This window comes from Chitinibacter tainanensis DSM 15459, from assembly GCF_000429785.1.
In the GTDB taxonomy this organism is placed as follows: domain Bacteria; phylum Pseudomonadota; class Gammaproteobacteria; order Burkholderiales; family Chitinibacteraceae; genus Chitinibacter; species Chitinibacter tainanensis.
Map to the genome: position 1 here is coordinate 330,808 of NZ_AUCN01000009.1, position 21,005 is coordinate 351,812.

21 protein-coding genes are annotated in these 21,005 nt (G+C 55.9%); 11 read left to right on the forward strand and 10 right to left on the reverse strand.

The annotated features are described in order from the left end of the window. Positions 1–103: 103 nt before the first annotated feature. A complete protein-coding gene (gene dtd, locus G482_RS0102740) occupies positions 104–556 on the reverse strand; it encodes a D-aminoacyl-tRNA deacylase (protein WP_028448740.1) in 453 nt (150 codons plus the stop codon). Further along, complete coding sequence (locus tag G482_RS0102745; RefSeq protein WP_028448741.1) at positions 556–918, reverse strand: hypothetical protein; 363 nt, start codon at positions 916–918, stop codon at positions 556–558. Before G482_RS0102745 ends, dtd begins: the two co-directional genes overlap by 1 nt. Before the next feature lie 295 nt (positions 919–1,213). Between G482_RS0102745 and asd the strand changes: the two genes are divergently transcribed. After that, positions 1,214–2,320, forward strand: a complete 1,107-nt coding sequence (asd, locus tag G482_RS0102750) for an aspartate-semialdehyde dehydrogenase (protein ID WP_028448742.1) — start codon at positions 1,214–1,216, stop codon at positions 2,318–2,320. Positions 2,321–2,469: 149 nt separating this feature from the next. Here the strand turns inward: asd and G482_RS0102755 are convergent, their stop codons facing one another. Continuing rightward, entirely contained in the window at positions 2,470–4,110 is a 1,641-nt protein-coding gene (locus G482_RS0102755; protein WP_028448743.1) for an electron transfer flavoprotein-ubiquinone oxidoreductase, read from the reverse strand. A gap of 144 nt (positions 4,111–4,254) precedes the next feature. Between G482_RS0102755 and G482_RS0102760 the strand changes: the two genes are divergently transcribed. The 4 genes from G482_RS0102760 to G482_RS0102775 all read left to right on the forward strand — a co-directional run bounded on the left by G482_RS0102760 (position 4,255) and on the right by G482_RS0102775 (position 7,127). Then, a complete protein-coding gene (locus G482_RS0102760) occupies positions 4,255–5,004 on the forward strand; it encodes an electron transfer flavoprotein subunit beta/FixA family protein (RefSeq protein ID WP_028448744.1) in 750 nt (249 codons plus the stop codon). Then, positions 5,001–5,939, forward strand: a complete 939-nt coding sequence (locus tag G482_RS0102765) for an electron transfer flavoprotein subunit alpha/FixB family protein (RefSeq protein ID WP_028448745.1) — start codon at positions 5,001–5,003, stop codon at positions 5,937–5,939. Before G482_RS0102760 ends, G482_RS0102765 begins: the two co-directional genes overlap by 4 nt. Positions 5,940–5,943: 4 nt before the next feature. After that, positions 5,944–6,720 carry a ferredoxin--NADP reductase gene (locus G482_RS0102770; protein WP_028448746.1) on the forward strand — a complete coding sequence of 259 codons (777 nt, stop codon included), beginning with the start codon at positions 5,944–5,946 and terminating at the stop codon, positions 6,718–6,720. A gap of 107 nt (positions 6,721–6,827) precedes the next feature. After that, positions 6,828–7,127 (forward strand): STAS domain-containing protein, encoded by a 300-nt coding sequence (locus tag G482_RS0102775; protein WP_028448747.1) that lies wholly within the window; start codon positions 6,828–6,830, stop codon positions 7,125–7,127. 113 nt (positions 7,128–7,240) lie between these two features. Here G482_RS0102775 and ntrC read toward each other — a convergent pair whose 3' ends face one another. From ntrC to glnA, 7 genes are all read right to left on the reverse strand, one after another. Next, positions 7,241–8,638: a nitrogen regulation protein NR(I) gene (gene ntrC / locus G482_RS0102780; RefSeq protein WP_028448748.1), complete on the reverse strand. Its 1,398-nt coding sequence runs from the start codon at positions 8,636–8,638 to the stop codon at positions 7,241–7,243. A 3-nt stretch (positions 8,639–8,641) separates the two neighbouring features. After that, positions 8,642–9,691, reverse strand: coding sequence for a nitrogen regulation protein NR(II) (gene glnL / locus G482_RS0102785; protein ID WP_028448749.1), 1,050 nt, complete (start codon positions 9,689–9,691; stop codon positions 8,642–8,644). Between the two features lie 130 nt (positions 9,692–9,821). After that, a complete protein-coding gene (locus tag G482_RS0102790) occupies positions 9,822–10,316 on the reverse strand; it encodes a DUF4124 domain-containing protein (protein WP_028448750.1) in 495 nt (164 codons plus the stop codon). A 30-nt stretch (positions 10,317–10,346) separates the two neighbouring features. Next, positions 10,347–10,637 (reverse strand): Rdx family protein, encoded by a 291-nt coding sequence (locus tag G482_RS0102795; protein ID WP_028448751.1) that lies wholly within the window; start codon positions 10,635–10,637, stop codon positions 10,347–10,349. Next, positions 10,634–11,254, reverse strand: coding sequence for an HAD-IA family hydrolase (locus G482_RS0102800; protein WP_028448752.1), 621 nt, complete (start codon positions 11,252–11,254; stop codon positions 10,634–10,636). Before G482_RS0102800 ends, G482_RS0102795 begins: the two co-directional genes overlap by 4 nt. 52 nt (positions 11,255–11,306) lie before the next feature. Further along, on the reverse strand, positions 11,307–12,800 hold the full coding sequence (locus tag G482_RS19375) for a sensor domain-containing diguanylate cyclase (protein ID WP_051258669.1): 1,494 nt from the start codon (positions 12,798–12,800) through the stop codon (positions 11,307–11,309). 200 nt (positions 12,801–13,000) lie between these two features. Further along, complete coding sequence (glnA, locus tag G482_RS0102815) at positions 13,001–14,410, reverse strand: type I glutamate--ammonia ligase (protein ID WP_028448753.1); 1,410 nt, start codon at positions 14,408–14,410, stop codon at positions 13,001–13,003. A 285-nt stretch (positions 14,411–14,695) separates the two neighbouring features. Here glnA and G482_RS0102825 point away from each other — a divergent pair, with 285 nt between their 5' ends. From G482_RS0102825 to G482_RS0102850, 6 genes are all read left to right on the forward strand, one after another. Beyond that, positions 14,696–15,148, forward strand: a complete 453-nt coding sequence (locus G482_RS0102825; RefSeq protein ID WP_028448754.1) for a rhodanese-like domain-containing protein — start codon at positions 14,696–14,698, stop codon at positions 15,146–15,148. A gap of 107 nt (positions 15,149–15,255) precedes the next feature. Beyond that, complete coding sequence (gene aroE / locus G482_RS0102830; protein ID WP_028448755.1) at positions 15,256–16,095, forward strand: shikimate dehydrogenase; 840 nt, start codon at positions 15,256–15,258, stop codon at positions 16,093–16,095. 57 nt (positions 16,096–16,152) lie between these two features. Beyond that, on the forward strand, positions 16,153–16,860 hold the full coding sequence (gene mtgA / locus G482_RS0102835; RefSeq protein WP_373277552.1) for a monofunctional biosynthetic peptidoglycan transglycosylase: 708 nt from the start codon (positions 16,153–16,155) through the stop codon (positions 16,858–16,860). A gap of 107 nt (positions 16,861–16,967) precedes the next feature. Beyond that, entirely contained in the window at positions 16,968–19,496 is a 2,529-nt protein-coding gene (locus G482_RS17055; RefSeq protein WP_034618654.1) for a CHASE2 domain-containing serine/threonine-protein kinase, read from the forward strand. Continuing rightward, positions 19,471–20,316, forward strand: coding sequence for a Stp1/IreP family PP2C-type Ser/Thr phosphatase (locus G482_RS0102845; protein WP_034618655.1), 846 nt, complete (start codon positions 19,471–19,473; stop codon positions 20,314–20,316). Before G482_RS17055 ends, G482_RS0102845 begins: the two co-directional genes overlap by 26 nt. Positions 20,317–20,327: 11 nt before the next feature. After that, a complete protein-coding gene (locus G482_RS0102850; protein ID WP_028448758.1) occupies positions 20,328–21,002 on the forward strand; it encodes an FHA domain-containing protein in 675 nt (224 codons plus the stop codon). The last annotated feature ends 3 nt before the right edge of the window (positions 21,003–21,005 follow it).

The following is a 21,005-nucleotide window of genomic DNA, read 5'->3' on the forward strand; positions in this document are numbered from 1 at the left end:
AGACATTTATTGCGCGCCCTGCAATCTGTCGTCAAATCGGCGCGTTTGAATTTACTCTACGCCGGCCCAGCAGGCCGGCAAATAGGGGATTACCGCAATGGGCTTAGGCGGGCTGTTTCGAATCCAGCAGAATGGTCACCGGCCCATCGTTGGTCAAGCTGACCTGCATGTCAGCCCCAAAACGGCCGGTGGGAATGGCTTGGCCCAGTTTCTGGCTTAGGCTGGCGACAAACTGATTGAACAGCGGCTCGCTGATTGCGCCAGGGGCGGCGGCGCTCCAGCTGGGGCGGTTGCCCTTTTTGCAGCTGGCATACAAGGTGAACTGACTGACCGCTAGCACGGCTTCACCGGTATCGAGCAAAGAGCGATTCATAACCCCGGCTTCATCATCAAAAATACGCAGGTTGGCGAGTTTATTGACCAGGTAATCAATATCGGCGTGGTCATCGTCATGCGTGATGCCCACCAGTACCAGTGCGCCGCAGCCAATCTGGCCGACGATCTCGCCAGCGACGCTAACCTGCGCCTGGCTCACACGTTGAATGACCAAGCGCATTAGCGCACCGCCAGCGAGCTTAGCTGGCCCGGCTCATTGGCCAGCAGGGTACGTTTGAAGGAGCCGGTTTGATCGTGTGGTTGCAGCGCGACGCGTAGACGGCGCTTCAGCGGAGCCGACAGCGTGCTGTCTTTTTGATCAAGGGCGCGCAAATCGCGCAGCAGGTGGCGCAGGAAAAAAGGCATGCCTTCGCTGTTTTCACGAAATTGGTCAATTTGCTGGGCTAGGCCACAGTTCAGCGCCATTTCGATGCGAAAGGCCAAATCCAGCGCCAGCATCTGCAGTTGTTCGGTTTCCACTTTTTGGGCAGCGGCTACCAAAATCGGGTTGGTAAATTGCCGGGCTTGCGGTGCAGTGCTCATGCTCTCGGTCTCCACGGGCTATGTCTTATGCTGGCTTTTCTTGTAAGTTCGGACAGAAAATACACGATTCACATCGAATCGTCATATTTTTTTCGGTCTGACGGATTTTGCGGCCGATCTTACCCGAAAGGCGCTAGCCAGATATGCGGAATTTCACTAATATCAATGGTTTGTTGCCCCGCAGAGCGCGGCTAGGATGGCGTACTCTGGCAACATGCGCGGCACTTGGGCGCAACTGAGGTTGTGGCTGGCCAGTGCAGGCGCTCTGTATCGAGTAATCAACAAGGAAAAAAGCATGAAGCGGGTAGGTTTAGTCGGTTGGCGCGGTATGGTGGGTTCGGTCCTGATGCAACGCATGCAGGAAGAAAAAGATTTTGATCTGATCGATCCCGTGTTTTTCACTACCTCGCAAGCCGGTCAGGCAGCGCCTAATTTTGGCAAAGATGCGGGCACGCTGAAAGACGCGAACGACATCGCCGAGCTGAGCAAAATGGATGTCATCATCTCTTGCCAGGGCGGTGACTACACGACTGCGATTTTCCCGCAACTGCGCGCTAGCGGCTGGACTGGCTACTGGATTGATGCGGCATCGACTCTGCGTATGGAAGACGACGCAGTGATCGTGCTCGACCCGGTGAATGATGACGTTATTCAGGCGGCACTGGCCAAAGGCGTGAAAAACTACATCGGCGGCAACTGTACCAACTCGATCATGCTGATGGGTATGGGCGGCCTGTTTAAAGCCGGGCTGGTAGATTGGGTGTCATCAATGACTTACCAAGCCGCTTCGGGTGGTGGTGCTAACCACATGCGCGAATTGCTCAAAGGTATGGGCGTGGTTTACAACTCGGTGGCGGCTGAATTGGCCACGCCAGCATCAGCGATTCTGGATATCGACAAAAAAGTGGCTGAAACCATCCGCACCGACGTGCCAACCGAATACTTCGGCGCGCCACTGGCCGGTGGCCTGATTCCGTGGATCGACAAACAACTCGACAACGGCCAATCCAAAGAAGAGTGGAAAGGCCAGGCCGAAGTGAACAAAATCCTCGGCACTAGCGCCACGATTCCCGTTGATGGCCTGTGCGTGCGTATCGGCGCAATGCGTTGCCACAGCTTGGCACTGACCATCAAGCTGAAAAAAGATCTGCCATTGGCCGAGATCGAAAGCATCATCAAGCAAGGCAATCCGTGGGTGAAATGGGTACCGAACGATCGCGAAATCAGCGTGAAAGAGCTGACTCCAGCAGCGATCACCGGCAAGCTCGACATCGGCGTGGGCCGTGTGCGCAAGCTGAACATGGGCCCAGAGTATCTGAGCGCCTTTGTAATCGGTGACCAGCTGCTGTGGGGCGCGGCCGAGCCGCTGCGTCGCATGCTGCGTATTTTGCTGGCGAAATAAGGTGTGAGCCCCATTGGGGCTGAGCGTAAAAAAGGGAGCTGCGGCTCCCTTTTTTCTTGGCTGCTATGTACTGCTGCCATAGGATCTGGCGTAGGGTATGTGGCTACAGGCTTTAATATAAATGGATTGTAGACCTATACCCGCGATACTTACATCCCCGCATACAGCGGGCCACCGCCGCCCTCGGGCGCTGTCCACTGAATATTCTGCTTCGCGTCTTTGATATCACAGGTTTTACAGTGCAGGCAGTTCTGCGCATTGATCTGATATTGCCGCTGACCATTGAGCTGCACAATTTCATACACGCCCGCCGGGCAATAATGGCATTCGGCCTGGCTATCGTTATGCAGGTGCACCGGCGTAATCAGCTCGGGGTCGCGCAGGCGCAGATGGGCCGGTTGATCGTGTTCGTGCGAAACATTGGCCAGCGCCAGCGAATCAAGCTTGCTAAACGTCAGCACGCCATCTGGTTTGGGATAAGCAATCGGCGTGGCTTCATTCATCGGCAGGTGGTAGAGATGATCGGGCTGACGATGGTGCAAAGTCCACGGCACACTTAGCCCCAGCTGTTGCAGCCACATCTCACAGCCCGCATACAGGGTTCCGGCCAGGGTGCCAAAACGGGTGAGGGCAGGTTTGATATTGCGCACCGCATGCAATTCGGCCATCACCGGGGAGGCTGCTAGGCGCTCGCGGTAGGCGCTGAGCGTGTCATGCTGGCGACCGGCGGCGATGGCCTCGCTCACCGCTTCGGCCGCATACATGGCCGAGCGAATGGCATTGTGGGTGCCTTTAATGCGCGGCACATTCAATAGCCCCGCACTACAGCCAATGATGGCGCCACCCGGAAAGGTGAGCTCGCCCAGCGATTGCCAGCCGCCTTCGCTAATCGCCCGCGCGCCATAGGCGATACGTTTGCCGCCTTGCAGCAGCGGGCGAATTGCCGGATGCGTTTTAAAGCGCTGCAATTCATCAAATGGCGACAAATACGGGTTGCGATAATTGAGGTGCACTACATAGCCAATCGCCACTTGCTGATTGGGCAGATGATAGATAAACGCGCCGCCGCCGGTTTGATTATCCAGCGGCCAGCCTTGCGCATGCACTACTTTGCCCAATTGATGCTGCGTGGCCGGAATTTGCCAAACTTCTTTTACGCCCAGGCCATAATGCGCCGGGTCGGCTGCCGTGCGTAGGGCAAATTTCTGTTCCAGCTCGGCGGCCAGCGAGCCGCGTGCGCCTTCGGCAAACAAGGTATAAGCGGCCACAATTTCAATGCCGCGGGTGAAATCGGCCTTGGGCAGGCCGTTTTTGGCGATGCCCATATCACCGGTGGCAATCCCGCGCACGGCACCCTGTGCGTCGTACAGCACTTCGGTAGCGGCAAAGCCGGGGTAAATTTCCACCCCCAGCGCTTCGGCTTGCTCACCCAGCCACGCCACCACTTCACCCAGCTTCACAATGAAACAGCCCTCATTATGTAGCGGCTTGGGCAGCAGGGCGCTCGGCAGGCGAAAGGCCTGATCTTCATCCAACCACAAAAATTCGTCTTGCGTAACCGGGGTCGCCAGCTGCGGAGCCTGAGTGCGCCAAGTGGGCAACAATTCATCCAGCGCCACCGGATCGATCACCGCGCCAGATAGTGTATGCGCACCCAGCTGTGCGCCTTTTTCCAGCACACAGACATTCAGCGCCGCATTGCACTGCTTGAGCCGGATCGCTGCGGCCAGCCCGGCCGGGCCGCCACCGACAATCACCACGTCGTACTGCATCTGTTCCCGATCGCTCATGACGAATTCCTATATCTATAAATGCAATATGTTAATTAAATTTAATCGTATTTACAGATATTGTACCGCTGGCCTAGAATGGTTGCCAAGTTAGTTTTGCAGCCGGCAGCTTAATCCGATCCGGCCCTTCACAGGAAATAGAACATGAAAATCTTGGTGCAGATCAAGCGGGTGATTGATTATCAAGTCACCGTGCGCCCGACGGCCGATGGCCGCAATGTGGAAACGGCCGGCGTCAAAATGAGTATTAATCCATTTGACGAAAACGCGCTGGAAGCCGCCGTGCGGCTGAAAGAAGCGGGCCTCGCGACTGAAGTGCTGGCTGTGGCCATCGGTAGCGCCGCCAATCAGGATGTACTGCGTCACGCGCTGGCGATGGGCGCCGATCGCGCCTTGCTACTTGAAACCGAACATACGCTCGGTAGCCTGCAAACAGCCAAAGCGCTCAAGGCGCTGGTGGCGCGCGAAGCCCCACAGCTGGTGCTGACCGGCAAGCAGGCCATTGATGACGATGCGGCGGAAACCGCACAAATGCTGGCGGCGCTGCTGGATTGGCCGCAAGCCACGTTTGCCTCGGCAATTACGCTGGCCGATGGCGTGGCCACCGTGGTGCGCGAAATCGATGGCGGGCAAGAAACTCTGCAGCTGAATCTGCCGGCCGTGATCAGCGCTGATTTGCGCCTGAACGATCCGCGCTTTATCAAGCTGCCCGCGCTGATGATGGCGAAGAAAAAACCGCTGGAAACCCTGCCGCTGGCCGAATTGGGCGCGGTGGAGGCACCTGCGCTGACGCTGGAAGCGGTCAATGAACCACCCGCTCGTCCAGCCGGGCGCGTGTTGGGGAATGTTGATGAATTAGTGGCTGCGCTGCGCGCAGCAAAGGTGCTGTCATGAGCGTATTAGTGATTGCGGAAATTGATACACACGGTTTGAAAACCGCCACGCGCTCAGCGATTAGTGCGGCGGCACAGTTGGGCGGTGAGGTACATGTATTGCTCGCTGGCGAGAATATCCAGGGTATTGCCCTCCAAGCCAAAGAAATCAAAGGCCTGAGCAAGATACTGGTGGCCGATTCCCCCGAATATGCACAGGGTATCGCCGAAAATCTAAGCCCGTTGGTGCGCCAGCTGGCGGCCGATTACCAAACCATCGTCGCCGCGGCGACCAGCTTTGGTAAAAACCTATTGCCTCGCGTGGCGGCGCTGCTGGATGTGGCGATGGTGTCGGAAGTGACGCAGATTTTGGCGCCACGCCGGTTTGTGCGGCCGATCTACGCCGGCAATCTGAACGCCACCGTGGCCGCGCCCGTCGGGCAGTTGGTGCTCACCATTCGGCCCACGACTTTTGCGCCGGCCGAGCTGCAAGGCGGTGCTGCCGAAGTGGTGGCTGTGGCTAGCACGGGCGATGCAGGCAAGGCGCGCTTTGTAAGCCGCGAATTGGCGGTCTCCGATCGGCCGGAGCTTGCCACTGCGAAAGTCGTGATTTCCGGCGGCCGCTCGCTCGGGAGCAAAGAAGCCTTCCACGCCACGCTCACCCCGCTGGCTGAACAACTCGGCGCCGCCATCGGCGCCACCCGCGCCGCCGTGGATAGCGGCATGGCGCCCAATGACTGGCAAGTGGGCCAGACCGGCACGGTGATTGCACCTGAGCTGTATATCGCCTTTGGTGTGTCCGGCGCCGCCCAGCACGTGGGCGGGATTAAAGACGCGAAAATCATCGTGGCCGTAAATACCGACCCGGATGCGCCGATTTTCAAAGTGGCCGACTATGGTTTGGTCGCCGATCTGTTTACTGTGATTCCGGCGCTGCAAAGTGCCCTGAAAGGTTGAGCTGATGTCTAAATTTGCCCATGAAACCGTCTTAAGCGTGCGCCACTGGAATGACACGCTGTTTAGTTTCACCACCACCCGCGATGAATCATTGCGCTTTGAAAACGGCCAATTTGTGATGATTGGCCTGGAAGTCGACGATAAACCACTGGTGCGCGCGTATTCGATTGCCAGCGCCAACTACGAAGAAAACCTCGAGTTTTTCAGTATTAAAGTGCCCAATGGCCCGCTCACATCGCGCCTGCAGCATTTGCAAGAAGGCGATAAATTGCTGGTGAGCCGTAAGCCGACCGGTACGCTGGTGCTGTCCGATCTGAAGCCGGGTAAACATCTGTATTACCTGAGCACCGGCACGGGCTTGGCGCCCTTTATGAGCCTGATTAAAGATCCGGAAGCTTACGAGCGCTTTGATAAAATTATTTTGGTGCATGGCGTGCGCACAGTCAGCGAGCTCGCCTATGCCGAATACATCGAGCATGAGTTGCCGAATAATGAGTATTTTGGCGATATGGTGCGCGATAAGCTCATTTACTACCCAACCGTGACCCGCGAGCCATTTCGTAATCAGGGCCGGCTAACCGATTTGATCCGCTCGGGCAAATTGGCAGCAGATCTAGGCTTGCCGCAGCTTAATCCACAAACCGATCGGGCCATGCTGTGCGGTAGCCCGGCGATGCTGGAAGACACGTGCCAGCTCTTGGATGAGCTGGGTTTTGTGGTGTCGCCACGAATCGGCGAGCCGGGCGATTACGTGATCGAACGGGCCTTTGTCGAGAAATAATTGGCCATTGTTGCGCAGAAGGGAAGGTCGGCCGATCCAATTTGCCGACTGCCCGCCCGCTGCAATAGACTAATGCTGATAAAACTATTCAGCATTTGAGACCGGTTATGCAAACACAGATCAATTTTGACCAAGGCCGTGGCCAGATTGCGATGAAAGGAAACTTCACTTTCGAATCGCATCGCGAATTCAAACAAGCGACCACCAGTGTGCTGGAACAAGCCGGCCTTACCGAAATTGAGCTGGATTTCGCCGAGGTGGATTATATGGATTCGGCCGCCCTGGGCATGTTGCTGCTTTTGAATGAGCGCGCCAGCGGCCGCAAAGTGACTTTGGTCAATTGCAAAGGCACCGTGAAATCGGTGTTGGATATTGCCAACTTCGGCAAAATTTTCGAGATTCGCTAAGCCCTCATTCGGCTATCCATGATGTAGCCGGGCCGATCAGCCCAGAAATAACAGAAATAAAAAACCAGCCTTATGGCTGGTTTTTTATTGCGCCCGATAGGGCGGCTTGCCGCTTAGGCGTTTTCTTCCATTCCCAGCTCTTGGATTTTGCGCGTAAGGGTATTGCGTCCCCAGCCTAGTAATTCTGCGGCCTCTATGCGTTTACCCCCGGTATGTATCAGTGCAACTTCGATCACTGTGCGCTCAAATGCAGGAGTGATGTCGTCCAGCACCCGGGTATCGCCGCGAGTCAGGCGCAGACTGAGCTCTTGGCTCAGCGCCTGCCGCCAATCACCGCTCACCGGCAGGCTATGGCCTTGCTGCTCCAGCAGTTCGGGTGGTAAATCAGCAGCTTCAACCACTTGGCCAGGCGCCATCACGGTAATCCAGTGACAGATGTTTTCCAGCTGGCGCACATTGCCCGGAAAAGCAAAGCTGCTGAGCCAGGCCATGGCGGCATCCGCCAGCCGCTTGGTTTCTACCCCCAGCTCTTGAGCCGAGCGTTGCAGAAAATGCTTGGCCAGCAGCGGAATATCCTGACTGCGCTCGCGCAGCGGCGGCAGACGCAGACGGATGACATTCAGGCGGTGAAAGAGGTCTTCGCGAAACTGGCCGGCTTTTACGCGTTCTTCCAGATGCTGGTGCGTGGCGGCGATCACGCGCACATTGGCTTTGATTGGCTGATGACCACCCACGCGATAAAAATAGCCATCTGAGAGCACCCGCAATAGCCGGGTTTGCAAATCCAGCGGCATATCGCCGATTTCATCCAGAAACAGCGTGCCGCCTTCGGCTTGTTCGAAACGCCCAACCCGTTTGGCATCCGCACCGGTAAAAGCGCCGCGCTCGTGGCCAAACAACTCGGATTCGAGCAGATCTTTGGGAATAGCCGCGCTATTGATCGCCACAAACGGCTTATTGGCGCGGGGGCTATGGCGATGCAGGGCGCGAGCCACTAGCTCTTTACCGCTGCCCGATTCGCCGGTGATCATCACTGTGGCCGCCGATTGGCTAAGCCTGCCGATGGCGCGAAAGACCTCCTGCATGGCTGGCGCCTGACCCAGCATTTCTGGCACGCTGGCCGCGGGCTCTGGTTGATCTTGCAGCTGTTCGCTCTCTTGCAGCGCCCGGCGGATGAGGGCGATGGCCTGATCCACGTCGAAGGGCTTGGGCAGATATTCAAACGCACCGCCCTGAAAGGCTGATACCGCGCTATCCAGATCGGAATGCGCGGTCATGATAATCACCGGAATCTGCGGCCGATCGCGTTTCACCACTTCCAGCAAGGCCAGCCCCGATTCGCCGGGCATGCGGATATCGCTGATGATGACTTGCGGCTGCTCGTATTCCATGCGGTTTAAGGCTTCGGTGGCCGAAGCAAAGGTGGCGTGAGCTATATTTTCCCGCGACAGGGCTTTTTCAAATACCCAGCGGATCGAGCGGTCGTCATCAATGATCCAGACTGTATTCATGGTTTAGTCCTGTTTTTGCCACGCATTCAGTGGCAGCAAGATGGTAAAAGTGGTTTGCCCAGGGCGGCTGTCGAATTCAATCGTGCCGTGGTGTTGCGCCACATAGGTGTGCGCCAGATGCAGACCGATACCGGTGCCGCCCGGGCGGCCGGACACCAGCGGATAAAACAATGTTTCGGTGAGATGCTCGGGAATGCCCGGGCCGTTGTCGGTGATTTCGATCTTCAGCGCCAGCGGATAGCGGCGCCGGTTCAGTGTGACCTGTCGAGCAATCCGGGTGCGTAACTGGATTTCACCAATGCCGCTCATGGCCTGAATGGCATTGCGCACGATGTTCAGCGCTGATTGGATCAGCTGTTCTTTGTCGGCAATCAGCGAAGGCAGGCTGGTATCGTAATCACGTTTCACCGCCAGCCCGTTGGGCGTTTCAGCCAGCACCAGACTGCGCACACGTTCTAGCACCTCATGGATATTCAGCTCTTTGAGCTGCGGCAGCCGATGCGGCGTGAGTAGGCGATCCAGCAGGCTTTGCAGGCGCAGGGCTTCATCCACGATAACTTGGGTGTATTCCTTGAGCTGGGGGTCGGGTAATTCGTGCGCCAGGAGTTGTGCCGCCCCCCGAATCCCGCCCAATGGGTTTTTGATTTCGTGGGCCAGATTGCGGATCAACTCGCGATTGGCTTGTTGCTGCGCTTGTAGCCGCTCTTCATTCACAATCCGGCGCTGCTGGTCGATACGGCGGATTTCCAGTAGCAGGCTGGCTGCCGGTGATTCGATTGGGGTGGCTTCGAGCGTGACATACATATCGCCTTCTACCCCGGGCACCACTAATTCATGCTCGGTGATGGAGATATTTTGCTGCAGCGCGGCCTGCGCCGCTGACACAATCGGGCTGAGCTCGCCAAAACAGTGCACCAAGTGCGGTAATTCCAGCGCACGCAGATTAAACAAACTCACAGCGGTGGGGTTGGCATAGCAGATGCGGCCATCCTGATCGGTGGCGATCACGGCGGCATCCAGAAAATCTAGCCCGGCAAAAGCAGGGTGGCTCATTGTATGGCTCCACAACCAAGAGTGCTGCCAGCCTAAAGCAAAACTCAGGCCAACAATTTTTGGGGTCTTTGTGGTTTAAGCATACAAAAAACGCACCGAAATGGTGCGTTTTTTTCTAGCCTGTGTGCATTTAGCGCATCCGCGAGATTTCAGCCTGCAGGGCGGCGGTATTTTTTTCGTGCATCACGATGGTTTCGCGCAGGCGGCCGATGCGATCCAGATAAAGCTTGGGATTGGCTTTTTCGTCGGCGGATTTGGTGCTCTCGGCTTCCTGCAGCGCTTTGCGCGCCATGGCGAGTGCATTTTGCTCGCTGGTGAGCTCGTCATTCAGGATCTGACGGCGGTTGGTGTCGCGGCTTTTCTGGGTGGCGGCATCCACGCGCGGGAAATTGGCCGGCGAGGGCACATTCACTTTATTGGCGCGGGGCTGGTTGGCGCTGTTGCTGCCGCCACCACTGCTCTCTGCCCGACGTGGGGCAGGTTCGCTCATAATGCGCACCGCGCCTTTCACCGGGGTGTTGGTGAACGTGACATTGCCATTCTCATCGACATATTTGTAAATGTCGGCCCAGGCTGGGCTGATCAGAAGGCTACATAGCAAGGGATAAAACAGTATTCTGCGCATGCCGGTAAAGTATCACAGTCTGGCGGGACGTTAAAACGAAGCCGCGGGTCTGTCGGCATGACCCAATGGTTTATCTGGCGCGATGTGATCACGCACACGCTGTTTTAGCACCTTGGCTTCCGGGAAACCACCATCAAGCTGACGATCCCAGATTAGCTGCCCATCACAGTGAATCAGAAAAACCCCGCCCGTGCCGGGTTGGAGTGCAACTTCACCTATTTCGAACGCAAAAGTGCTCAGGAGTTCCTGCGCCAGCCACGCGCTGCGCAGCATCCAGTTGCATTGAGTGCAGTAGTGAATGGTGATGCGGGGTTTACTCAAAATATCAGTCCTTCGGCGCGCAAAATGGCCGCGGTGTTGGCCGCGCTGGTGTGATGAATGCCATGCCAGCCCACCGCGCTCGCGCCGGCGGCATTGGCGGCTGAATCATCGATAAAATACAAATCAGCCGGTTTGGCAGCGGGATGATGACGCAAGATGCGCTGATACATCAGGTGGTATATGGCTGGATCCGGCTTAATTAAACCCTCGCGGCCAGATACCACGATGTCGGGCAGAGTGTGCAGGAAGGGATAATGTTCCCACGCATACGGGAAAGTCTCGGCCGACCAGTTGGTTAGCCCAAAGACTGGATAGCCCGCCGCGCGCAGCGCGTCAAATAGCGCCATTCCCTCGGGCAATAAGCCGCGCAAAGTTTCCGGCCAGCGCGCATAAAAAGCGGCAATCTGCGCCGCGTAGGCCGGATATTCGGCCGATTTTAGTGCTACGGCTTCGGCAATCGTGCGGCCACGATCTTGCTCGATATTCCAAGCCGGATTGCATACTTCGCGCAAAAACCACTCGCGCTCGGCCGGATCGGGCAGCAGCGATTCATACAGATAGCTGGGGTTCCAATCAAACAGCACCCCGCCAAAATCGAAGACGACAATCGCTGACATCGTAGCTTCCGCCCAAAAGAAAGAATTGTAGCGATTTTAGCGCGCGCTGTATTCAGCGGTGATGACTGTTGCCGGGGCTGAGGTAGCTGGTGCTGACACTGGCTGAATTAATAACGCGATTGCGCCCACTGGCCTTGGCCACATACAAGGCTTCATCAGCGCGACCCAGTAGGTCATCCAGGGTCAGGTCCATGACGCTGAGCGCGGTCACACCAAGGCTAATGGTGAAGTGGATGGGCGGGCGCTGATCAACTAATAAGGGGTTGCGCTCAATCAGGCTGCGGATTTTTTCAGCCACCAGATTGGCTTGTTCCAGCTCGGTATCGGGTAGCAAAATCACAAATTCTTCGCCCCCCCAGCGGGCAAAGGTATCGATGGCGCGGAGATGCTGGCTACATAAGCGGCTTAAGTGCTTAAGCGCCAAATCGCCCAATAAATGGCCATGCTGGTCGTTGATTTTTTTGAAGTGATCAATATCGAGCAAAATGATCGAAAGGGGTTGTTTATAGCGCCGGGCGCGCACCACGGCCTCGGCGCAGCGGCGTTGCCATTCGCGGCGATTGTAGACCTGAGTGAGCTCATCAGTGGTAGCTAGCTCTGATAAATGCTTGTTGGCCTGCATCAAGGCATTGGTGCGTGCGGCGACTTCGGCTTCCAAATTCGCAGTTTGTTGGGCTTTTTCCTGCTGGATCAGAGCATGAAACTGAAAAGTGAAGGCCAGCGAGAAGATAAACAGCTGCAGGTTCAAGAAGGTCTCGGTGGGTGTGTCACCAATAAATCCACTGCCGCCAAAATGCCCGCCCAGTGCGCATAACAGTCCAACTAGCAGCAAGCCCAAATGCACCCCGCTAATTTGGTGGCGTATGGCGATGTACAACATGACTGGCAAGCTCAGAATCATCAGATGACGATCGACAAAGAGGGCTACGCCTACCAAAAGCGACAGGCCGACAAGCAGCGGCAGACCTTGGCGCAAGACCGGTTGCAGGCGTTGTTGGCGCCAATCTTCCAGTAGTGGCAGCAACAATAGAACGCCCGCGAAGTTACTGAGCGCCTGGATGAAGGTGATCATTGCCCATTCGGACCAGTTATGGGCCTGGATTAAACCCATGCCATACCAGAGTAGTACGAGTAGCGGGGTGGTGAGCAGAACGGGAATGGCGCAGATTTGATACCAGATGCGGGGCAATTGAGCGGCTTTTTGCCAAAATGCGGCCCCAAAATAGCGCCGGGTACGTCGGTAGTAATAATTGCCCAGCCAAGCTTGCAGCGCATCAATGCCGCCGGACACTAAGAGGGCTGGAAAAAGGGTGAACCATTGTTGCTGGTTTTGTCGATACAGCGCGAAGTTAATTAAGACATGACCAATGAGAATCACCGGATAGGCTTGGCGGCCCAGCTGAATCGCTCCCATCATTGCAATGCCAGATGCCAGCCAGATCACGACCAGATAGGCCGATTGAATGGTGCCGAGCCGAATGCTGAGCCAGGCGGCCAGCATATAGCTGCACAGCAAAAGTAGGGCTGGTTTGGGTTTGATGCGCATGGAATAAATAACTGCAAGCTTTCATAATTTTGACGAATTGTAGTGGCCAATTATGAAACTGTCTGGAAAAAAACCACCAAAGGCCGTTTTTTTATGACGTGCGCGTGCAATAAATCTGCGGGCAAGAAAAAACCCGCATCAGCTAGGCTGAATGCGGGTTGGTGCATCAATCGGCCTGTGCAAGCACCGGCCGAAATTGATTACAGTGAGTAGTACATATCGAATTCAACTGGATGCACGTTCATGCGAGTGCGGTTTACGTCGTTCATCTTCAGTTCGATGTACGCGTCGATCCACTCGTCGGTGAATACGCCGCCACGAGTCAGGAACTCGCGGTCTGCGTCCAGTGCCGCCAGGGCTTCGTCCAGAGAAGCGCAAACGGTTGGGATCAGTTTGTCTTCTTCTGGTGGCAGGTCATACAGGTTTTTGTCTGCTGGATCGCCTGGGTGGATCTTGTTCTGGATACCATCCAAACCGGCCATCAGCAGCGCTGCGAAACACAGGTATGGGTTAGCCAATGGATCTGGGAAGCGCGCTTCGATACGACGACCTTTGTCGCTAGAAACGTGAGGGATACGGATTGACGCTGAACGGTTTTTCGCAGAGTAAGCCAGTTTTACTGGGGCTTCGAAGTGCGGAACCAGACGACGGTACGAGTTAGTACCTGGGTTGGTGATCGCGTTCAGTGCTTTAGCGTGCTTGATGATACCGCCGATGTAGTACAGGGCAGTTTCAGACAGGCCAGCGTAGCCGTTGCCTGCAAACAGGTTTTTGCCGTCTTTCCAGATTGACTGGTGAACGTGCATACCTGAACCATTGTCGCCAACCACTGGTTTTGGCATGAAGGTTGCAGTTTTGCCGTATTGGTGAGCAACGTTGTGCACTACGTATTTCAGGATCTGAGTCCAGTCAGCACGTTGAGTCAGGGTCGAGAATTTAGTACCGATCTCGTTTTGACCTGCATTGGCTACTTCGTGGTGGAATACTTCAACTGGCACGCCCAGCTCTTCCAGAACCAGTACCATAGTGGCACGGATGTCTTGGTGGCTGTCTACTGGTGGCACTGGGAAGTAGCCGCCTTTAACGCGTGGACGGTGCCCCAGGTTGCCGCCTTGAGTTTTGTCAGCAGTTGCCCAAGCGCCTTCGTCCGAACCGATCTTCACGAAAGTACCTGACATGTCCGTGTTCCAACGGATGCTGTCAAAGATGAAGAATTCTGGCTCTGGACCGAAGAAGGCAGTGTCACCGATACCTGAAGTTTTCAGATAGGCTTCAGCACGTTTGGCCAGAGAGCGTGGATCACGGTCGTAACCTTTACCAGTTGCTGGCTCCAGTACGTCACAAGTGATGAACACGGTTGGTTCGTCGAAGAAAGGATCGATCTTGGCAGTTGATGCATCTGGCATCAACAGCATGTCTGAAGCCTGAATGCCTTTCCAGCCGGCGATAGAAGAGCCATCGAACGCGTGACCGTTTTCAAACCACTCTTCGTCAACTACGTGCGAAGGAACGGTTACGTGCTGCTCTTTACCGATAGTGTCGGTGAAGCGCAGATCAACGAAACGGATGTCGTTGTCTTTAATAAGCTTGAGAACGTCGGCTACAGCCATGTTGTCGCTCCTAGTTGGGACAGTGAATCAAGTGAAGTTGTAGTGTGCGTTTTTGCGCACGGGACGGCAGATGAGTAAGCATAAACCGTGCCAAGCGAAGTAACGTCTTCCAGCTATTGTGCCACAAGTGTTTTGCTCCGCGCACATTTGCACGTGCTGATTATTTTGGTGCGCGCAGGCAAATATTGCACTGAAATGGTGCATTTGCACTGATGAGTGGCGCTGCTGTTGGTGCTTTACGGTTTGCGAATATAATCAATGGCACTTGATGACGGAGACGTGACGATGAGCCAAGCCAATGACATTCTGCAACAGGCCCAAGCCAGAGCGGCTGCCCAGGGTTTACCTTATGCCGGCGCGGTAACCCCGGCAGAGGCCTGGCAGCTGGCACAAACCCTGCCCGGGGCGGTGATTGTCGACGTGCGCACGCATGCCGAATGGCAGTGGGTCGGCGTCGTTCCGAATGCCGAGCTGATTGAGTGGAAATCCTACCCGGGCATGGCGGCGAACCCGAATTTCCTCACCCAACTGAAAACCAAAGTCGATCCCGAGCAAGTGGTGATGTTTTTGTGCCGTTCCGGTGCGCGTTCGCACGATGCTGCGCTCTTGGCAGCACAGCATGGCTACACGGCGGCAATGAATATTCTGGAAGGCTTTGAGGGCGATAAAGATGCTGCAGCCCATCGCGGCACGGTGAATGGCTGGAAAGTGGCCGGCTTGCCGTGGCAACAGGGCTGAAACAGCGCCCCGAGCATTTTGCGCGGTCAGCCAATGCCGCTGAACTCAATTCGTATTTATTTGCATCGATCTGGATGAGGCAGGGCCTCATCCCGCCTGGAAAAATCATGTCCCAGCTGCCCTCGCACGTGGTAATCGGCCATCCGATTGCGCATTCCAAATCGCCGATAATTCATGCAGCATTTGCCGCCCAGTTTTCCGCTGAGCCAGCGCTAGCCAGCTTTGAGTATGACCGCTTGCTGGCACCACTGGATGGATTTGCCACCAGCTTGCAGCAATTTGCAGCGCAAGGGGGGCAGGGTGCGAATGTTACCGTGCCGTTTAAAGAGGAAGCCTTTGCACTGGCCAGCGAACTGACACCACGGGCGAAAGCCGCCGGCGCGGTGAATACCTTGCAGTATCTGGGGGGCAATCGCTGGTTGGGGGACAACACCGATGGCGCGGGGCTGGTGGCGGATATTTTGCGGCATATCAGCATACGGGGGCGGCGTATCTTGCTGCTGGGCGCCGGTGGTGCGGCCCGTGGCGTGATACTCCCTCTACTCGAGCAGCAACCGCATTCGCTCACCATTGCCAATCGCACTTTGGCTAAAGCAGAGGCTCTGCAGGCGCATTTTCAGCCCACCAGCGCGATTGCGATCGCGGTCAGTACATTTACTGAGTTGGTCGGCGAGTTTGATCTGATTATTAATGCCACTTCCGCCAGTCTGGGCGGTGAGCGTTTGCCGATTGCCCCAACGGTGTTTGCACCCAATGCACTGGCCTACGACATGATGTATGGCAAGGAGGAAACGCCCTTTCTTGCCCAGGCGCGCGAAGCCGGTGTGGCGCAACGAGTGGATGGCTTGGGCATGCTAGTCGGGCAAGCGGCAGAGGCCTTTGCCCTCTGGACCGGCTTGCGCCCGGATGTCGCCCCCGTGTTAGCGCAACTACGGAAGATGGCCTAGGGTATATGGCTATAAGTATTATATTGATTGATTTGTAGAAGAATACTGTAGGGAAGTATGGCCAAAGGGAAAGTGAGTGTGATGGGCTGGCTAGGGCGGGCGATAGCCTGTCTGCTGCTATTGTTGCTGCTGTGGAATGCCTGGATGCTGGCGCAGATTGTGGCCTGGCGCTGGGTCAACCCCGGCCAGACCGCCTTTATGGCTGAGCAGCTAGAACGTCTGCAAGCTGAAGACCCTGCTGCCGAGCTTAAATTTACCTGGGTCGATTATGCGCAGATTTCCCCAAACCTAAAGCGCGCGGTGGTGGCGGCTGAAGACGCGAAATTTCTCAATCACGAAGGATTTGATTGGGAAGGCATGCAGGCGGCGTGGGAAAAAAACCTGCAAAAAGGCCGCATCGTGGCGGGCGGGTCAACCATTAGCCAGCAGCTGGCTAAAAATCTGTTTCTTTCCTCTAGCCGCAACCCCTTACGCAAAGTGCAGGAAGCCATTCTCACCGTGATGATCGAAGCCTGCTGGGATAAACAGCGGATCTTTGAGGTGTATCTGAATGTGATCGAGTGGGGTGACGGGGTATTTGGTGCTGAAGCGGCAGCGCGGCACTACTATAAAACCAGTGCCAAGCGCCTTGGCGCGGGGCAGGCGGCCAAATTGGCCTCGATGGTGACCAATCCGCGCTATTACGACAAAAACCGCAGCGATCGGCGCTTGTTGCGCAAAACCACGATTATTCAGCGTCGGATGGCGTATGCCGATATTCCCTAAGCTTGGTTGGCTGTCTTGGCTTGGGTGATGTGAGGGCTGTTGTACGGGAAAACCATAATCAATGCTAGCATGGCCGCCGGTCATGTTCGGAGATGGGAAGTGGGCCAATGAAACGACTGCGGTGGCGGAGCGATTGGGCGGTGGCCCTGGCTGTGGTGGTGCTGTTTGTCTTGCTATGGCAGGCCACGCCGCTGGTGCGTGAGCTAGAAAGCAAGGCCTACGACCAAAGTCTGCGTTGGATCGAGCGCACACCCTCTGCACGCATTGCCATTATCGGTATCGACCAAACTAGCCTGGATAATCTGGGCCGTTGGCCGTGGTCGCGGGATATTCACGCCCGCCTGATCGAAAAACTGCAGGCGGGCGGCGCCGAGCAGATTGTGTCTACCGTCTTTTTTACCGAGCCGCAAACCGAACGCGGACTGCGGTTTTTGCAAGAACTGCAGCAGCAAGTGCAGGAAAACCCCGCCGCCTATCCGGCAGAATTCGCCACGCAGTTGGGGCAGATGGTGGGGCAGCTGAATGCCGATGGTGTACTGGCCACTGCGCTGACCAAAGCCGGCAATGTCACGCTGCCGATGTTCTTTAGTTTTGGTAGCCGCGCCGGTAATCCGGCGGCCGAGCTCCCCGATTTTTTTGCCCGTAATGAAATCGAGGCGAGCGGCGAGATTGGCCATGGTCAGCCGCGTTCGGTGATTGAGCCCGTCTTGCCCGTGGGGCAGATTGGGGCTGCTGCGCGGCAGGTGGCGCCATTGGTATTTGATCTGGATACCGATGGGGTGCTGCGGGCGGTGCCGCTTGCCGTACTGTATTACGACGCGATTTATCCGAGCTTTTTTAGTCAGGTGCTGGCCGCCAGCCAACATGTGGCGCTCCGCGATATGCAGCTGGAATTCGGGCAGGCACTGCGCATTGGCACACAGCGCATCAGTACCAGCCAGGAAGGGCAGATTTACCCACATTTTTATGCCGAGCGTGGCACAACGCCCGCATTGGCGGTTGACTCGTTTTATGACGTGCTGGCGGAGAAAATTCCGGCCAGTAAATATCAGGGCAAGATCGTTCTGATTGGAGTTACTGCTGCGGGAATCGGCGACACCGTCAGCACTCCTGTAACGGCGACGACCTCGCCGGTGGAAATGACTGGGCAGGTGCTCTCCGCTTTGCTGGAACAGCATCTGTATCGTGTGCCGGCTTGGGCCGGCTATCTCAGTTTGGCCATGGTCGGGCTGGTGGCGGTGTATCTGGTGCTGCTATTGCCGCGGCTGAAAGCCCGCGCGGGGGCGCTGACTACCTCGGGCTTGGTGCTCGCGCTGTTATTGACGGAATACGTGCTGCTGCGCTGGGGCATGCTGTGGTTGCCGCTGATGGCGCCCTTGTGCCTACTGCTGTTAGGGCATTTGGCGCTGACCACCAAGCGCTTTTTGCTTACCGAAGCCAAAGAAGAAAAATCCAGCGCCGAATCGGCTGAATCCAACCGGATGTTGGGGCTGGCGCTGCAAAACCAGGGGCAGCTGGATATGGCCTACGATAAGCTGCGCCGCGTGCCGCTAGATGCGGGCATGCTCGAGGTAATGTACAACTTGGCACTTGATTTTGAACGGCAGCGGCAATTTAACAAGGCTGAAAGCATTTACCGGCTGCTGCATGAGTATGACCCTGGCTTTCGCGATCTGGCCGAGAAAATGAAAGTGGCCAAGCAGATGTCTGAGACTGTATTGCTGGGTGCCGGGCAGGCTGGTGGCACCCAGATTATGCTGGGTGGCGAAGTGGTCAAGCCGATGCTGGGGCGTTACGAGCTGGAAAAAGAACTGGGCAAAGGCGCGATGGGCGTGGTGTATCAAGGCAAAGACCCAAAAATCGCCCGGGTGGTGGCCATCAAAACCATGGCACTGTCGCAAGAATTTGAAGCCGATATGCTCGATGAAGCCCGGCAACGGTTTTTCCGCGAAGCCGAGACTGCGGGCCGCTTAAATCACCCCAATATTGTGACCATTTTCGACGCTGGCGAAGCGCATGATCTCGCCTATATCGCGATGGAATTTTTGCATGGCGAAGATCTCACTCCTTATGCGCGTGCCGGGCATCTTTTGCCGGTGCTGGAAGCGGTAACGATTGTGCGCCAAGTGGCCGAAGCGCTGGATTACGCCCATGCGCAGGGGGTAGTGCATCGTGATATCAAACCTGCCAATGTGATGTATGACCGGCGCAATAAAGTGGTGAAGGTGACCGACTTTGGCATCGCCCGGATTACCGATTCATCCAAAACTAAAACCGGTATGGTGCTGGGAACGCCATCATTTATGTCGCCGGAGCAACTGGCTGGCCAACATATTGATGGTCGCTCGGATTTATTTTCGCTGGGTGTGATGTTGTATCAATTGCTGACCGGCTACTTACCATTTACCGGGGATTCGATGGCTGAGTTAATGTATCGAATTACCCAGCAGCCGCCGACCGATCCGCGGCAGTACAACCCTAAATTGCCCGAGGTGGTGGTAAAGATCATCCTCAAGGCCTTGGAGAAGGACGTGAACGCCCGCTTTCAAACCGGCGCCAAAATGGCCGCCGTGTTAATCAAACTGGAAAACGCCATCAAAGGAGCGGCGAATGCAAAGTCTGACGGCCGCGCTTGAAATGAGCGGCAAGACCGATACCGGTCGCGTGCGGGATCATAATGAAGACGCCATTCTATTCGAGCCCGATCTGGGCCTTGTTGTCTTGGCTGATGGTATGGGCGGCTATAACGCCGGTGAGGTCGCCAGTGGAATTGCGACGCAAGTGGTCGCAGAAATGATGCGAGCCCAGGTGGCTGCGACACCAGCGCATGTTAAAACTGCCGGTAGCCTGTGGCCAGTGGCACATGAAATGTTGATGCTGGCGATCGATCGTGCCAATAGCCTGATTTACCAGACCGCGCAGGAACACGCGCAGTGTGCCGGGATGGGGACAACGCTGGTGAGTGCGCTTTTCTACAATAACTGTTTGGCAATTGCCCATGTGGGCGATTCACGGGCCTATCGGCTCCGTGATACAAAGCTCGAACAATTGACCAAAGACCATTCATTTTTGCAGGAGCAGATCGACGCCGGCCTAGTTAGCGTCGAGGAAGCCCGTTTTGCGCCCTATAAAAATCTGGTGACCCGGGCGGTGGGGATTAATCCCGCCGTGCATACCGAAGTGCACGAATATGCAGTGGAGCCCGGTGACGTGTATCTCTTTTGCTCGGATGGCTTAAGCGATATGCTCGAAGATGCCGCCATTGAGCAGTTGATCAGTATTTACGCTGACAATTTGTCACAGGCAACTGATACCCTGATCGAACAGGCCAACGCCGAGGGCGGTCGCGACAATGTTTCGGTGGTGTTGGTCAAAATAAATCAAGCGTTCGCGGTAGAAAGCGGCATTTGGAATAAATTTACTGGCTGGTTGGGCAGCAACGGCAAGAGTGGATAGGATAGGCGCACATGGCAAAACTATTGCTAAGCCTCGATGGCAATCTGGTTAAGGAATTTCGCCTGACCCGTTCACGCACGACCATTGGTCGGCGGCCGCATAATGATATCCAGATTGATAACCTTGCCGTTTCAGGTGATCACGCCGCGGTGGAAGTCGTCGGGCAGCTGTATTTCATTGATGATCTAAATAGCACCAATGGTACTTTGCTCAATGGCGAGGCCATTACCCGTCGGCATCCGCTCAAAAATGGTGATGAGATCGCCATTGGGCGCTACAAAATCACTTTCTGGCGTGAGCCGGCCGCGGCAGCCAAACAAGCCGAATTTGAAAAAACCATGGTGATGCAAGCGAGCCCCGTGGTGGCGCCTGCACCAGCTGCCAGTACCAAGGCTGCGGCTGTTGCTACAGAGACGGAAGCGGGGCCAGAAGCCGTTATCCGCATTCTAACCGGCCAAAACGCAGGCAAAGAGTTACTGCTTAATAAACCCCTGACGACGCTGGGTAAAGCGGGCGTGCAGGTCGTGGCGTTTCGCAAACGTGACAATGGCTACTACATCGCGCATGTCGAGGGTGATCAGCGCCCGATGGTGAATTCGCGCGAAATCTCTGATAAACCCCATTTGCTCGCCGAAGAAGATCTGATCGAGATCTTGGGCGTACGCATGGCTTTTTTCTTTCGTTGAGCG